Source organism: Janthinobacterium rivuli (assembly GCF_029690045.1).
GTDB classification, from domain to species: domain Bacteria; phylum Pseudomonadota; class Gammaproteobacteria; order Burkholderiales; family Burkholderiaceae_D; genus Janthinobacterium; species Janthinobacterium rivuli.
The window spans coordinates 3,238,467-3,253,100 of sequence record NZ_CP121464.1; the positions used below are offsets into that span (position 1 = coordinate 3,238,467).

The 14,634-nt window shown below is 65.2% G+C and carries 11 protein-coding genes; 5 read left to right on the forward strand and 6 right to left on the reverse strand.

Annotation, left to right across the window (positions count from 1 at the left end):
- A complete protein-coding gene (locus tag P9875_RS14695; RefSeq protein ID WP_278315720.1) occupies positions 1–3,381 on the reverse strand; it encodes a hypothetical protein in 3,381 nt (1,126 codons plus the stop codon).
- 228 nt (positions 3,382–3,609) lie between these two features.
- On the opposite strand from P9875_RS14695, the gene P9875_RS14700 reads away from it, so the two are divergent.
- Positions 3,610–3,876 carry a hypothetical protein gene (locus P9875_RS14700; RefSeq protein WP_176390634.1) on the forward strand — a complete coding sequence of 89 codons (267 nt, stop codon included), beginning with the start codon at positions 3,610–3,612 and terminating at the stop codon, positions 3,874–3,876.
- Here the strand turns inward: P9875_RS14700 and P9875_RS14705 are convergent.
- Positions 3,830–4,927: a DNA topoisomerase IB gene (locus tag P9875_RS14705; protein WP_278315721.1), complete on the reverse strand. Its 1,098-nt coding sequence runs from the start codon at positions 4,925–4,927 to the stop codon at positions 3,830–3,832. The two genes, P9875_RS14700 and P9875_RS14705, sit on opposite strands and share 47 nt — an antisense overlap.
- Before the next feature lie 94 nt (positions 4,928–5,021).
- Between P9875_RS14705 and P9875_RS14710 the strand changes: the two genes are divergently transcribed.
- The gene (locus tag P9875_RS14710) at positions 5,022–5,405 is read left to right on the forward strand and encodes a YkvA family protein (protein WP_046685558.1); all 384 of its coding nucleotides are present in this window, start codon (positions 5,022–5,024) and stop codon (positions 5,403–5,405) included.
- Here the strand turns inward: P9875_RS14710 and P9875_RS14715 are convergent.
- The 4 genes from P9875_RS14715 to P9875_RS14730 all read right to left on the reverse strand — a co-directional run bounded on the left by P9875_RS14715 (position 5,402) and on the right by P9875_RS14730 (position 9,438).
- Positions 5,402–5,581 carry a hypothetical protein gene (locus P9875_RS14715; protein ID WP_278315722.1) on the reverse strand — a complete coding sequence of 60 codons (180 nt, stop codon included), beginning with the start codon at positions 5,579–5,581 and terminating at the stop codon, positions 5,402–5,404. The genes P9875_RS14710 and P9875_RS14715 overlap by 4 nt on opposite strands.
- A gap of 91 nt (positions 5,582–5,672) precedes the next feature.
- Positions 5,673–6,854: a serine hydrolase domain-containing protein gene (locus tag P9875_RS14720; protein ID WP_278315723.1), complete on the reverse strand. Its 1,182-nt coding sequence runs from the start codon at positions 6,852–6,854 to the stop codon at positions 5,673–5,675.
- 122 nt (positions 6,855–6,976) lie between these two features.
- Positions 6,977–8,272, reverse strand: coding sequence for a cation:proton antiporter (locus P9875_RS14725; protein WP_278315724.1), 1,296 nt, complete (start codon positions 8,270–8,272; stop codon positions 6,977–6,979).
- A gap of 50 nt (positions 8,273–8,322) precedes the next feature.
- Positions 8,323–9,438, reverse strand: a complete 1,116-nt coding sequence (locus P9875_RS14730) for a mechanosensitive ion channel family protein (RefSeq protein ID WP_278315725.1) — start codon at positions 9,436–9,438, stop codon at positions 8,323–8,325.
- A gap of 261 nt (positions 9,439–9,699) precedes the next feature.
- Between P9875_RS14730 and P9875_RS14735 the strand changes: the two genes are divergently transcribed.
- Genes P9875_RS14735 through P9875_RS14745 form a run of 3 tightly spaced genes read left to right on the forward strand, consistent with a single transcriptional unit; the run spans position 9,700 to position 14,558 of the window.
- Positions 9,700–11,964: an alpha,alpha-trehalose-phosphate synthase (UDP-forming) gene (locus P9875_RS14735; RefSeq protein WP_278315726.1), complete on the forward strand. Its 2,265-nt coding sequence runs from the start codon at positions 9,700–9,702 to the stop codon at positions 11,962–11,964.
- The gene (gene otsB / locus P9875_RS14740) at positions 11,964–12,725 is read left to right on the forward strand and encodes a trehalose-phosphatase (protein WP_278315727.1); all 762 of its coding nucleotides are present in this window, start codon (positions 11,964–11,966) and stop codon (positions 12,723–12,725) included. Before P9875_RS14735 ends, otsB begins: the two co-directional genes overlap by 1 nt.
- Positions 12,726–12,728: 3 nt before the next feature.
- Positions 12,729–14,558 carry a glycoside hydrolase family 15 protein gene (locus P9875_RS14745; RefSeq protein WP_278315728.1) on the forward strand — a complete coding sequence of 610 codons (1,830 nt, stop codon included), beginning with the start codon at positions 12,729–12,731 and terminating at the stop codon, positions 14,556–14,558.
- Positions 14,559–14,634: the final 76 nt, after the last annotated feature.

Below are 14,634 nucleotides of genomic sequence, written 5' to 3' on the forward strand. Positions count from 1 at the left end.
TTACGGATGGGCCGTGATGCTGATGTGCCAGTGGCTCAGGTGTCCCGCCTCGATGTGCACCTTTGCCGGCTTGGTCCAGGTGCCAGCGCCGGGGATATGGTCGGTCGGGGCGGCGGAAAAACGTCCGTCGACGAGGGCCAGTTTGATGAAGCTGGGGCCGATGTAGATGACGCGCGTGCTGGCCGGCGCCGCTTCCAAGTCCAGCATGGCGCGGTTCGCCGCGATCCACGCCAGCAGGGCGGCCAGTTTCGGCTTTTGCGCGGGGTTGGCCACCACTTCCGCCTTCGCGGCATTGATCAGCTGGTGAATGGCGGCGCCATCGTTCTGGCCGCCCAGCGCGTCCGTGTAGCCGCCCGCGCCGTCCGCGTAGCGCAAGTCGATCTGCTGGCCGTCGCTGTGGCCGCTGTGGCCGAGGATGGAACGGCCCGTTGCCGTCTGCGTCACGTGCTGGCCGCTGATGTCGTCGAAACGGTAGGGCTTGCCCGCCAGCCAGGCGATGGCCAGGCGCGTGGCCCACGAATCGCCGCCCGCATCGCGCGTGCCGTAGCGCCGCGCCGCCAGCGCCGCCTCGTCGTTGGCCAGGTACAGGGGGGTGTAGGCCGTGTCGCCCTTGAACTCCACTTGCCCCCCTTCGGCCGGGTCGGAGCTGGCATCGACATTGTCGATGCTGCCTTTCAGTCGCACCGTGACGACGGCCTTCTTGTCGAGCTTGGCGCCGGCAAAGGCTGGCAGCACCAGGCTGGGGAATTTCACTGTGCCGGCAGTCTTGGTATTCGTTTGGGACAATAAATTCTCCGTGCTGAAGGCGGGATCGCCGCCGCCCGACGAGATGCCGATGTTGACTTCCGTAATCGTTGCCGCCGCCGGCGTGTAGTGCAATTCCAGCGGCACGGTGTGCGTGGCCGTGGCCGTTCCTTGCGACACGGATACATACGGCCCCGCCAGATTGCCCGTCAGCTTGATCGGCTGCAGCACGGGGTGGGCGGCCTGGTTCGGCGAGCTGAACTTCGCCAGCGTCACCTTCAAGCCCTTGCAGGCGAGGCTCAGTTCCACCGTCGTCACGGTGGCCAGGGCGCTGTCGCCGATATTCGTGGCGCTGACGTTGCCGCCCAGGCTCAAGGCTCCAGCCTCGGTTTGCTTGTTGACGTCGACGCACTCCGTCCTGACGATGGTGCCTTGCGTGAAGTGCGTCTGGTTGACGGCGCCCGTGGCGGCCAGGTTGACGCCGGGCAGCCCCGTCACGGCGTACGACCAGGTATCGTTGTACTGGCTTTGCGCCGTCGTGTAGGTGGGATACTCGGCCGTGCTGACGGTGATTTTCACGCCCACGTTTTTCGTGCCTTTCGGTACCGTGAAGGCGACGGGCGTCGTGATGGTCTGGTTTTGCGCGGCCGCCGTGGCCGTGAACGTCTTGCTGCCCTCGTCATCCTGCGGCGTGGCGTCGCCCGCGGCGCGGGGGCCGGCGGGCACTTCGCGCGCGCGCGGCCCGGCGCCATCCTGCGTGACGCTGCCTGCCACATAGGTCTTTGCCTCGGCGCGCAGGGCCAGGCCGGCCCCGTACGGGTAGACGATGCCGACGTTGACGCTGCTGCTGTTCTCAAACACGACGGCGCTGACGCTGACCACGTTCGGGTGGACGAGGTCGTTCAAGGTCAGCTGGTAGGTATCGGGCAGCACGCCATCGAAGTGAAAGGCGCCCGTGGCGTCGACCACGGCCACCTGGCGCTGGTGGTTGTTATAGCCGGCCAATAACATTTTCTTGCCGGCCAGCCCCGTGGCATTGCCGCCTGCCGGCGTGCGCAACTGTCCTTGCAGCACGATGCCGGACTTGATGACGATCAAGGCATAGCTGGCCGTGAATTCGCCATCCTGCGAGACGAAATTGAGGTTCAGGTCATAACTGCCGTTGGGCAAGGAGGCCAGCAGTTGCTGCATGGCCGTGGCGCTGATGCTGAAGGTGCCGCTGGCCGCATCGAACGTCCAGTAGGTCTTCAGGCTGATGGCCAGGCCATTCGGGGTCGACAGCAGGCCGTCGCTGTCATCCTGCAGCGTGATCGGGGCCGCGCCCATCAGGCGGAACCCCAGGGCGCCCGGCTGCAACCGGTTGTTCGGCCCCAGTCCCGTGATGGCCAGCACGGGCGCCGCGGAGGGCAGGTTACCATCGTCGTCCGGCTCCACATAGGTTTCCACGGCCGTGGGCAGTGCCGTCTGGATCAGCAAGTCCAGGGTGGTGGTCTTGCCGCCCTTGCTGAGGGTAAATTGCGCGTGCTGGTCTACGCCCGTGTCGCCGGGCGTGGAAAAGCGCAGGCTGCCGTCCTGCAGCAGCACGTCCGTGACGGCGCCGCTGGCCTTGACGCTGTCGGCGCCGTCGGGAAAGCCCAGCCCGGCCAGCGGCAGCACGACCACTTGCGCGGGCCGCACGGGGGCGAGGACGAGGCCGGCGCCGGTGCTGAAGGTCCACGTCAGACCGGCGCTCTGGAAGGGGATGTTGCGCTCGATGCGCAGGGTGATGGTGTCGGTGGGCGTGACGGTGGCGCCCGCGCCGATGCTGCCGGCCTGCACCTCGCCATCGATGATGGTGCAGCCTGCAGGCGCGCTGGCCAGCACGGCTTGCAGATTGCTGGCCGCTTCGCCGCCATTGTTGCGGATGTGCACGCGGTAGGTATAGTCCCAGGCCGTGCGGCTGACGCGCTGTTCGGCCACTTTTTCCAGCAAGGTCACTTCCAGGTCTCCGGCGGCCTGGGCGGTGGTGCTGGTCGCGGCGGCGGCCAGCATGACCTTTGGCGCGGGTGCTTGCGTGGGATCGTTCGGCCCGCCGCAGGCGCACAGGCCCATTGCCAGCCCTGTGGCCAGCGCGGCGCCCGCCAGTTGCCGGCGCCGCAGGCAGGCCATGGCCAGTACGCCCGCCAGCAACAGCCATGGGGTGGAGGGCAGGGCGACGGCGGCCGGCTGCGTGATGCCCGCCTCGAGCTCGATGAAGGAGACAGGATCGAGGATGGAAAACGGCTGGGCGCCAGGGCTGCCCGCGCCCAGGTAATCGAAGGTGACGGAAAAGCCCGTGGCCGTGGCGCCGGGCGCGATGCCGCCGGCCAGCGCCAGCGCGTCGAGGTAGCCGTCGCCTGGAATGGCTGGGTCGGGCTGCACCAGCAGCACGTCCCAGCCTGGCAGCGTGGAGACGCTGTGCAGGTTGGCGTACTGGCCCACGCTGAAGAACAAGGTGAATTCCTCGATGGGAATGGCCAGCGTGGTATTGCTGACCGTATAGTCGTAGCGCCACTGCGTGCCGCCCAGCGATGTTGCCGTGTAGCCGATGCTGGTGGCATGCGCGGCAGACATCGCGCATAGCAGCAGCGCCAGCAGCGCCTGTTTTATAAAGCTCATGATCGTTCCCCCGTTGACTGGCGCCAAGCGTGCCCAGGCAGGAGGTCAAGCAGGAAGCGTTCCTGTATCAATTGTGCTGTAAAAACAAGGGCTTGGCGGATGCGGGCGGGAGCAGGTGTCAAATCTGCCGACACAGGTCTTTATGGCTGAGCCTGTCAGCGCTGTCCTACCCGTCTTGTCGAAACTGTCTGATTGTATGCCTTGCGGAAACACGCGATGATCGTGTCCATGCTGAAACAGCCAACCAGTCCGACGGAGTATGCGATGCAAAAGCCAGGCCAGTCCCTCCACGTGAACAAGCCTTTCCTGCTGATCTGCCTGTTTACCTTCTCGACCTTGGCGGCCACCTGGATGACGACGGTCGAGGCGCCGGCCAGCGACGCCGCGCCGGCGCCCGTGGCGCGCGATGCTGGCCACGGCGCCTTGCCCATCTGCAGCAGCGACGCCCTCACACTGTCGGTACGCTGCCAGCCGCAGCCCGCGCGCCAGGCTTGAGCGCACCCTGCAGCCGCTGCTGCAGCAAGGCCAGCACGGCCGCTTCCTCCGGCGCCAGCGCCTGTAAATCGTCCTGCATCTGCTGCCGCGCCCGCGCGCGCATGCCTTCCAATAAACTGCCATCCAGATACGATTCCAGCACGGCCGGGTGCACATAGCACTTGCGGCAGATCGTCGGCGTGTTGCCCAGCTTTTTCGCCACGGACTCGATCGCCTGCACGATGTTTTTCTTCGCTTGCGCATCGGAATCGACCTGTTCGAACGCCTGCAGGGCCAGCGCGGCCAGCAGGGTGCCGGACCAGGTGCGGAAATCCTTGGCCGTGTAGTCTTCGCCCGTCACCTCGCGCAGGTAGTCGTTGACGTCGCCCGAATCGACGCCATGGCGCGCACCGTCCTCATCGACATATTGAAACAGTTCCTGGCCCGGCAGTTCGCGCATGCGCTGCAGCACCCTGGCCAGGCGCCGGTCGCTCAGGCGGATATCGTGGCGCACGCCGCTCTTGCCCTTGAAGTGAAAGGCCACGGCGCTGCCGTCGACCTGCACATGGCGCGTGCGCAGGGTGGTCAGGCCGAACGTTTTGTTCGTGCGCGCGTATTCTTCATTGCCGATGCGCATCATCGTCAATTCCAGCAGGTGGACGATGGTGGCCAGCACTTTTTCACGGGGCAAACCCGGCAACTGCATGCCGCGCGCGACGGCGGCGCGGATGGCGGGCAGGGCGCGGCCAAAGCTGAGCATGCGCTCGTATTTCACTTCGTCGCGCACCTGGCGCCAGCGCGCGTGGTAGCGGTACTGTTTGCGGCCGCGCGCGTCGCGTCCCGTCGCCTGCAGGTGGCCGTTGGCGTGCGGGCAGATCCACACGTCCGTCCAGGCCGGCGGTATGGCCAGCGCCTTGATGCGCGCCAGGGTGGCGGCATCGCGCAGGATATGGCCGTCCGTGTCGCGGTAGCGGAACTTGCCGGGCTTGCCCAATCTGGCGATGCCGCTTTGATGGTCGCCCGTGTAGCGCAGGCCGGCCGCGCGGGCCGTGGTGGTGGCGGATATTTCCATGGATATAAGGTACCTTGCAGGCCGCGCACCCGTCGCGCCGTTATGCTAAGGTGCGCATTCGTAACGCCGTGCGCGGCACAGACAGGAGCAGCAGATGTTTGGCAGAAAAAAGAATCTGGAAGAAGACCACGCCCCCCAGGCCGACAAGCAGTATGAAAAGAAATACACGGATGACAGCTTCTGGGACAAGGTCGTCAAGTTCGCCAAGACGGCGGGACGCGAAGTCATCGAAAAAGCCCTGTGGCTGTACTACGCGGCGCAGCAGCCGAATACGCCACTGTGGGCCAAGACGGCCATCTATGGCGCGCTCGGCTATTTCATTTCGCCCATCGATGCGATTCCCGACATCACGCCCGTGGTCGGCTATGCGGATGACCTGGCCGTGCTGGCGGCGGCCGTCGCCACGGTCGCCACCTACATCACGGCCGAGGTCAAGGAACGGGCCGCCGAAAAACTGCGCGGCTGGTTCGGGGCCTAGCCAGCAGGAGCGGGCTGGCCCGGCTGGCCCGCTTGTCCCTTGACGGCGTTGCGGTACTTGGCCCTGGCCTCGGCCCGCTTGACCAACTCGCTGGCGATGTTCTGTGCCTTGATGCGGGCTTTTTCACTTTTGCTGCGCTGTTGCGCCACGTCCTTGTTGCCGATGCGGTTCGTCATGCTGGTCTCCTCGTTGAGTGTCAAGTCTGACCAGCACAGCATACTTTCTTGCTTGTACGCTACCGTGCGCCCGCTCACACAAGCGGCATGCCTACCGCGCCAGCACGCCGCTGCCGCCATGGGCCAGCAGGCGCAGCACGACTTCTTTCTGGAATGAACGAAACTCCTTGTCGGCACTGACGTTGGCGAAGGCCAGCACGGCTGTCTTGCTGGCGCGGTCCACGCAGACGACGGACGCGGCACCCGGGTCGCCGCCGCTGTGCGTGGCCAGCGGCCTGCCATCGACGTCGCGCAGCAGCCACACCAGGGCTTGCCGCACGGATGCATCGGCGGGCGAGACGGCGGCCGCTTGCGGCGCGAAAAACAATTGCAGGGTGGCGTCCTGCAGGTAGCGGTGGCCTTCGACCCGGCCGTTATTGCTGAAGATGGCCAGGAAACGGGCGAAGTCATGCGCCGAGCTGCGCAGCAGGCCGGCCGGCCAGTCCGGATAGCCGACGGGCGGCAGCACTTGCAGGCCCGCCTCCTTGTGCGCATACGGCTGGGCCACGACGGCGCGCCGCGGCAAGCCGGCCAAATTCCACGCCGTGCTGTCCATGCCCAGCGGTTCGAACAGGTGCTCGTGTGCAAAGGCGTCGAGGCCGTCGGGGTTCAAACGGCCCACCAGATAGCCGAGCAGGGCGATGCCGACATTGCTGTAGCGCCATTCCGTGCCGGGTCGGGCGGCAAACGACACGTCCGCGTCATACCAGGCGCCGCCGCGCGACAGATAGCCCTTGACGAAGTCGCGCAGGGGCAATCGCGGGTCGCCCTGCACGGCAAAGGCCGTCGTCTTTTCGTACACGGCGTCGGAAATGCCCGAGGTGTGGCTCAGCAAATGCCGAAAGGTGATGGGCACGTCGGGAAACTTCGGATGCATGAGCGGGAAGTCCAGATAGGCCGCCACCTTGTCGTCGAGCTGGAAGGCGCCCTGTTCCAGCAGCATCATGACGGCCGTGGCCGTGACGAGCTTGCTGACGGAGGCGACATGGAACACCGTGTTGGCATCGGCCTTCTTGCCGGCCTGGATGTCGGCCCAGCCATAGCCGCGCGAGAAAATGGTCTGTTCGCCGCGCACCACGGCCACGCTCATGCCCGGCGTTTCCGTGCGGGCCAGGCCGTCGCGCATGAAGCCGTCAAATTCTGTTTCCCACGCCAGCCTGGCCGGATCGGTGGCGCAGCCCGTTTGCAGCAGGGCCAGTGAGACGCCCAGTCCCAGCACACTTCGTCGTTTCATTGCTTCTCTCTTTTGCCATTTTTAATGATCTTAACAATATTTCTGCCCGCCATAGGGGCAATTGACAAAACATTGCTGTGCAGCAATGACAAAGGGGGATCGCCGGCGCCTATTTGCATCCGTTATTTGCGCCAGTAGCGTTCCAGCAAAGGCTTGACCGTCAGGCCGTGCGCGACGATGGACAGGATGACGACGACCAGGGTGATGTCGGCCAGCTCGCGCGCCAGGGGACGCGGCAAGCCATGCGCGATGGCATAGCTGAGGTAGTACAGCGAGCCGATGCCGCGCACGCCGAACCAGGCGGCCAGCCCGCGCAGGCGCACGCTGGTGCCCGAAGCCAGCAAACCGAGCATCACGCTGGCCGGGCGCGCCACCAGCAGCAGGAACAGGGCCACGCTCCACGCCTGCCAGCTCCAGGCGGCGGCCGTGACGGCGCCGCCCAGCAGCAGCACCAGGGTCAGTTCGGACAGGCGTTCCAGGTGTTCCTTGAAGACGAGCGATTCGCCGCTGACGGTCAGCGGCACGTCGCTGTCGTGCGGCCTGGCGGCGGACACGGCGTGGGTGTCCTCGGCCTGCAGCAAGCCTTGCCGGTCTTTTGGCGCGCCGGCCAGCCGCAGTTCCGTCTGGCGCAAGGCCACGCCGGCAAAGAACACGGCCAAGAAGCCCCACGCGTGCAGCCACGTGGCCAGGCCATACACGAGGGCGATCAAGCCCAGCGCCGCCAGGTCGTCCAGCATGGCGTGCTTCGGTTCCTTGGCGCGCACCTGCCAGCCCAGCCAGGCCAGCAGCGCGCCGCCGGCCGCGCCCAGGGCGATGGCGCCCGCGCTGGCCCAGAGCAAGTCGCGCCACAGCCAGGTGGCGCCGTGCGGCCCCAGCTCATGCAGGCCCAGCAAGCCCAGGCCCAGCATGACGAAGGGAAAGCCGCTGCCGTCGTTCATGCCCGCCTCGCTGGTCAGGATGAAGCGCAATTGCTCGCTGTCGCCCGCATGGCGCAGCTGCACGTCGGTGGCCAGCACGGGGTCGGTGGGCGCGAGGATGGCGCCCAGCAGCACGCCCGCGCCCAGGGGCAGGCCCAGCACCCAGTAGGCGAACGCGGCCACCAGGGCCACGGAAATGGCCATCGACAGCCACGCCAGGCGCAGCGACGGCAGCCAGCGCGCCAGGCTGAAAGGCACGGGCATCTTGACGCCGGCGGAAAACAGGGAGATGAGGACGGCGATTTCCGTCAGGGTTTCCAGCAGCGGCGCCTGCCGCACCAGGTCGAAGGAAAACAGGCCAAGGAACATGGGGCCCAGCAGCAGGCCCACGCCCAGGTAAGCCATGGCCGAAGTCAATGGCAGGCGCGCGATGCTGTCGGCGCCCAGGCCGCGCGCCAGCATCAGGCAGCCGATCAGGATGAACCAGGCGGTGGTGCTCATGCGCCTTATTTTAGCGGCGCGCGGGCCAGGGCAGCGCGCCGCAGGTTTTTTTATGCTTTGTGCAGCGACACGCTGTCGTTCTGCGCCTGCATCGCATGCACCTCGATGGGGTCGTGCGTGGAGCGCAAGCGGGGCAGGCCGTGCGGGTAGTGGGTGGTGATGAAGGCCAGCATCTGCTCGCGCACGAGGCAGCGCAGTTCGAAAGCCAGGCCCGAATCTGCCGCACTGATCAGAAAGCGCACGCGCACGGCCCGCTCGTTCGAATCCGTCGCCTGCACCGTGCAGACGCGGCCATCCCATTGCGTGGCGGATTCGCAAATGCGCGCCAGTTCCGCGCGCAGCGGTTCGAGCGGGATGCTGAAATCGAGCCACAGGAACACCGTGCCCAGCAGTGTGGACGAGCTGTGCGTCCAGTTCTCGAACGGATTTTCAATGAACCATTGCAGCGGCACGATCAGGCGCCGCTCGTCCCATACGCGCACGACGACATAGGTGCCCTTGATTTCCTCGACCTTGCCCCATTCGCCATTGACGATCAGCACGTCATCGATGCGGATCGGTTGCGAAAACGCAATTTGCAGCCCAGCAATGAAATTGCCGAGCACGGGACGGGCAGCGATACCGGCCACCAGGCCCGCGACGCCGGCCGAGGCCAGCAGGCTGGCGCCGATCTGCCGCGCGCCGGGCAGGGTCAGCAGCACGAAGGCCAGGCCCAGGATCACGACGATGGCGTGCGCGCTGCGCGTGAGCACGCGGGCCTGGGTGATCAGGCGGCGCGCGCGCAGGTTGTCGGCCACGTCGACGGGATTGACTTCGGAAATCGTGATGGAGAGGGCCTGGATGCATTGCATGGCCAGCCAGGTCAGCGCGATGATCAGCGCCACGCTGGCCATGTGCGACATGGCAACGAGGCCAGGCGTGTCGTCGGGCGCGCCGGCCAGCACCATGCGCAAGCCGAAGACGATCACGCACAGCTGGCTGGCGCGGAAGGCCACGCGCGTGGCGTTGGTGGTGAACGGTCGGCCATTGGCCAGTCTTTTCAGCAAGCCGATGCCGGCCCGGTGCACGCCGATGGCGACCACGGTGACGAGCAGGGCGGAAACGAGCACGGTCAGCGCCGAGCGCAGCGGGCCTCCCATCAGCGAGTGGAACGTGCTGAGATCCATAGGCGAAAACTCCTTAGACTGGATTGGTGAGGGATGTCGGAAGCGGGTATTTTACGGGCAGATGGCGTAACGGGGGCGTGCGTTGCCGTACGGATAAGACTTGCGTCAACGTGGATACTGGACGAAATTGCTGCGCTGCGCCATGTCACGTTGACGTTTCAATACGGAAAGCAAACGGGCGTCGCCGCAGCGGAAACATAGTCATACTTGCCATGCTTTTTGTTTTTGCAAAGGAAAACGATGATAGTACGATCACTCCGAATGTCCTTGCGCTTCATCCTGCCACTGGCCCTGGTGCTGGGACTGTTTGCCTATATCGTAGTACCCCTGCTCGACAACATCACCCTGCGCTGGTATGTGCGCGATCTCGACAGCCGAGCAGAATTGCTCGCTGGAACCCTCCGGCCCTCGCTCACTGAATACCTGCCCGCGCAAGACGCCACCCGCATCAGCGAACTGTTCCAGGGCGCCACGCGCGACGAACGCCTGATCGCCATCGGCTTTTGCGACAACGCGGGCCACTTGCTGTACCAATCCGCGCAATACCCGGCCTCCATCGGCTGCTGGAGCACGCCTCCTACGGGAGGCCTGTACAAATCCCTGGCGCAATTGCCGCAAGGCCAAGTCCACCTCAGCGAAACGCCCGTGATGCAGGATGCATCGCAGCTGGGACGCCTGGTGCTGGTGCAGGACATGAGCTTTGTCGAGCGCCGCAATACGGATACCAAACGTTTTATATTTGCCTTCCTGGCCGTGCTGGCCGTGCTGATTTCCCTGATGACCGTGTTCGTCGCGCACTTGAGCTGGCGCGGCTGGCTGTCGGCCGTGAAGGAAATTTTACGGGGCGAATTACTGCCGAAAAGTAATGGCGCAGTGGCCACCGCCGCTCCCGCCGCCGTGCCCGCGCCGCCGCCGGAAATGCAGCCGCTGATCGGCGACTTGCGCGAATTGCTGCAGGAATACCACCTGGAACGCCAGGGCGATAACGGCTGGTCGTCCGACTGGACGCCGGACAAGCTGCGCGCCTTGCTGGAAGCGGACTTGCAGGGCGACCAGGTGCTGGTGGTGTCGAACCGCGAGCCTTACATCCACACCAAAACGGAGAATGGTATTGCGGTGCAGCGCCCGGCCAGCGGCCTGGTGACGGCCGTGGAAGCCGTGATGCGCGCCTGTTCCGGCACGTGGATCGCGCATGGCGCCGGTTCCGCCGACCGCGAGACGGTCGATAAGCTCGACCATGTCCCCGTGCCGCCCGACAATCCCAGCTATACCTTGCGCCGCGTGTGGCTGACGCAAGAGGAAGAGCAGGGCTATTATTATGGCTTCGCCAATGAAGGCATGTGGCCGCTGTGCCATATCGCCCATGTGCGCCCCGTGTTCCGCTCGTCCGACTGGGAGCAGTATGTAAAAGTCAACCGCCGCTTCGCCGACGCCGTGATCGCCGAGGCGAAGACGGACAACCCCGTCGTGCTGGTGCAGGATTACCACTTTGCCTTGTTGCCGCGCATGGTGCGCGAAGCCTTGCCGAAGGCGACGATTATTACCTTCTGGCATATCCCTTGGCCGAATTCGGAATCGTTCGGCATCTGTCCATGGCGCGAAGAAATCCTCGACGGCTTGCTGGGCAGCACGATTCTCGGTTTCCATACGCCATTCCACCGCAAGAATTTCCTGGAAACGGTGGACCGCTACCTGGAAACCCGTATCGAGCCGGAAGCGTCGACTATTTCCTACGGCGGCGAGATGACGCAGGTCGAGGATTACCCGATTTCCATCGCCTGGCCCGACGATGATACGGCGCAGCCCGACGTGGCCACGTGCCGCGCGCAAATCCGCAGCGAACTGGGCGTGGCGCCCGACCACTTGCTGGGCATCGGCGTGGACCGCCTCGATTACACGAAAGGCATCGTCGAACGCTTCCAGGCCGTCGAGCGCATGCTGGAACAGCAGCCTGGCATGGTGGGCAATTTTACCTTCGTGCAAATTGCCGCCCCCAGCCGCGCTTCGCTCGATGAATATCAAAGTTTCGACGCCCGGGTGCGCAAGATGGTCGAACGCATCAACCGACGCTTCGGCAGCGGCAACTACGTGCCCATCCTGCTGAAAGCCGAGCACCATGGACAGGACGATTTGCAGCGCTATTTCCGCGCTTCCGAAGTGTGCATGGTGACGAGCTTGCATGACGGCATGAACCTGGTGGCCAAGGAATTCATCGCCGCCCGCGACGACGAGCTGGGCGTGCTGGTGCTGAGCCAATTCACGGGCGCCGCGCGCGAGCTGCATGAAGCGCTGATCATCAACCCCTACCACATCGAGCAGGGCGCCGAAGCCCTGTACCGCGCCCTTGTGATGCCGCCCGTGGAGCAGCGCGAGCGCATGAAAAGCATGCGGGCCCGTGTGAAACATTTCAATGTCTACCGATGGGCGGGGCGCATGCTGCTGGACGCGGCCCGCTTGCGCCAGCGCGACAAGGTCATGACCAAGATCGACGCCCACAGCCGCATCAAGCGGCGCAAGGGGATCTGATGGACGATACACCTGACGATAGCGCGGCCTTGTTGCAGCTGCTGGGTGCGCCCGGCAGTGCCGTCTTCCTCGACTTCGACGGCACCCTGGTCGACCTGGCTTCCACGCCCGACGGCGTGCGCCTGGAAGGGGGCGTGGTCGAAGCGCTGGCGCTGCTGGCCGAACGCCATGGCGGCGCGCTGGCCCTCATTTCCGGCCGTCCCATCGCCCAGATCGATGCCATGCTGGCGCCCTTGACCCTGCCGGTTGCCGGCGTGCACGGCGTGGAGCGGCGCGACGCCGATGGCGTGCTGCATGTGGCGGCCACGCCCGACGTTTCGCCCGTGCTGGCCCGCGCCCGGGCGCTGGCGGCGATATATCCCGGCTTGCTGGTGGAACACAAGCGCGGCGCCGTGGCCCTGCATTACCGGCTGGCGCCCGAACTCGAGCAATTGTGCGTGCACGAAATGACGGCGGCCGTGCAAGCGTGCCCGGGGGTATTGCTGTTGCATGGCAAAATGGTCCTGGAAGCCAAGCCGGCCTCCACGGACAAGGGTGGCGCCATCGCCGCCTTCATGGTGGAGGCGCCATTCGCCGGCCGCCGGCCCGTGTTCGCGGGCGATGACACCACCGACGAGGCAGGCTTTGCCTTTGTACAACAAGCAGGCGGGCAGGGCGTGAAAGTGGGCAAGGGCCCCAGCGCCGCCACCCTGCGCCTGGCCAGCCCGGGCGCCTTGCGCACGGCGCTGCTGGCCGCGTCCGTATCCCCTTTCAAGGAGTAGCCGATGACCATATCCACTGAACAAGCTTATGACGCCCCCGGCGGCGTGCCCGCGCAAGCGTCCCTCAACTGCGGTGTGGTGGGCAATTGCGCCTTCAGCGCCCTGATCGACCAGGCGGGGCAAGTCGTCTGGTCGTGCCTGCCCCGTTTCGATGGCGACCCGGTCTTCAACGGCTTGCTGGACGCCACGGAAAACGGCAGCGTGTGGGCCATCGACATTGAAAACTTTGCCCGCAGCGAGCAATTCTACGAGCCGAACACGGCCGTGCTGCGCACGCGGCTGTACGACACGCAGGGGCGCGGCGTGGAAATTACGGACTTCGCGCCCCGGTTCCTCAGCCGCGACCGCATGTTCCGCCCGCTGATGCTGATCCGCCGCGTCCGGCCGCTCGACCACGCCGTGCGCATCCGCGTGCGCCTGCGCCCCCGCTACGACTGGGGCAAACTGGCGCCACAGATCACGCAGGGCAGCCACCACATCCGCTACGTGGGGCCGGAACAGACCTTGCGCCTGAACACGGATGTATCGCTCAATTATGTGCTGAGCGAAACGTATTTCGTGCTGGGCGGCACGGCCAATTTCCTGCTGGGACCCGATGAAACCTTGGCTGGCGGCATCGACGAGACGGCGCGCATCTTCGAAAAGGAAACCATCAATTATTGGCGCACTTACACGCGCCGCCTGGCCGTGCCGCTGGAATGGCAGGACGTGGTCATCCGCGCGGCCATCACGTTAAAACTGTCTTTATATGAAGACACGGGCGCCATCATTGCCGCCATGACGACGAGCATCCCGGAAGCGCCCGGCAGCAGCCGCAACTGGGATTACCGCTACTGCTGGCTGCGCGACGCCTTCTTTGTCGTGCGCGCACTCAATAGTTTGTCCGAAGTGGGCACCATGGAAGAGTATCTGCGCTGGCTGACGAACATCGTCGCCCGCTCGAAAGGCGGCCACATCCAGCCCCTGTACGGCATCGGTCTGGAAGAACAATTGCCGGAATCGACGCTCGACCACTTGCCCGGTTACCGCGGCAATGGCCCCGTGCGCGTCGGCAACCAGGCGCAGGAACATTTCCAGCACGATGTCTATGGCAATATCGTCCTGGGCGCGGCGCAGGCGTTTCTTGACCATCGCTTGTTCCACCGGGCGGGAAAAGCCGAGTTCGCCGCGCTGGAAGCCGTGGGCGACCAGGCCTTCAAACTGCACGCGGAACCGGACGCGGGCATGTGGGAGCTGCGCACGCGCGCCAGGGTCCACACCTCGTCCATGCTGATGAGCTGGGCCGCGTGCGACCGCCTGGCGAAAGTCGCGCATAAACTGGGCTTGCCGGACCGCGCCGACCACTGGAACAGCCGCGCCGTGCTGATACGCGAGAGATTACTGCGCGAAGCGTGGAGCGAGGAACGTCTGGCCTTCGCGGAAAGCCTGGGCGGGCGCGACCTCGACGCCTCCGTGCTGCTGATGGCGGAAGTCAACTTCATCGACCCCATGGATCCGCGTTTCATCGCGACAGTCGACGCGCTCGAAGCATCGCTGTGCGACGGCCCCTACATGCGCCGCTACGAAGCGCCCGACGACTTCGGCAAGCCCGAGACCGCCTTCAACATCTGCACCTTCTGGCGCATCGACGCACTGGCGCGCATCGGCAGGAAAGACGAAGCGCGCAAAATCTTCGAGACCATGCTGCTGGCGCGCAACCACCTGGGCTTGTTGTCGGAAGATACGCATCCCGTGACGGGCGAGATGTGGGGCAATTTCCCGCAGACGTATTCGATGGTGGGCCTCATCAACTGCGCCGTGCGCTTGTCAGCGCCTTGGGATAGCGCGGTTTAATCGTACCGTGTCATTCCGCGCCAGGTCATCACCCGCCTTGGTGCGCCAGAACACGAAATGCCGAATGGCATCTACA

What these genes read in the sequence shown, in the direction of transcription:
- P9875_RS14695 (WP_278315720.1), bottom strand. Translation starts at nt 3,381, where the DNA reads ATGAGCTTTATAAAACAGGCGCTGCTGGCGCTGCTGCTATGCGCGATG.
- P9875_RS14700 (WP_176390634.1), top strand. Translation starts at nt 3,610, where the DNA reads ATGCTGAAACAGCCAACCAGTCCGACGGAGTATGCGATGCAAAAGCCA.
- P9875_RS14705 (WP_278315721.1), bottom strand. Translation starts at nt 4,927, where the DNA reads ATGGAAATATCCGCCACCACCACGGCCCGCGCGGCCGGCCTGCGCTAC.
- P9875_RS14710 (WP_046685558.1), top strand. Translation starts at nt 5,022, where the DNA reads ATGTTTGGCAGAAAAAAGAATCTGGAAGAAGACCACGCCCCCCAGGCC.
- P9875_RS14715 (WP_278315722.1), bottom strand. Translation starts at nt 5,581, where the DNA reads ATGACGAACCGCATCGGCAACAAGGACGTGGCGCAACAGCGCAGCAAA.
- P9875_RS14720 (WP_278315723.1), bottom strand. Translation starts at nt 6,854, where the DNA reads ATGAAACGACGAAGTGTGCTGGGACTGGGCGTCTCACTGGCCCTGCTG.
- P9875_RS14725 (WP_278315724.1), bottom strand. Translation starts at nt 8,272, where the DNA reads ATGAGCACCACCGCCTGGTTCATCCTGATCGGCTGCCTGATGCTGGCG.
- P9875_RS14730 (WP_278315725.1), bottom strand. Translation starts at nt 9,438, where the DNA reads ATGGATCTCAGCACGTTCCACTCGCTGATGGGAGGCCCGCTGCGCTCG.
- P9875_RS14735 (WP_278315726.1), top strand. Translation starts at nt 9,700, where the DNA reads ATGTCCTTGCGCTTCATCCTGCCACTGGCCCTGGTGCTGGGACTGTTT.
- otsB (WP_278315727.1), top strand. Translation starts at nt 11,964, where the DNA reads ATGGACGATACACCTGACGATAGCGCGGCCTTGTTGCAGCTGCTGGGT.
- P9875_RS14745 (WP_278315728.1), top strand. Translation starts at nt 12,729, where the DNA reads ATGACCATATCCACTGAACAAGCTTATGACGCCCCCGGCGGCGTGCCC.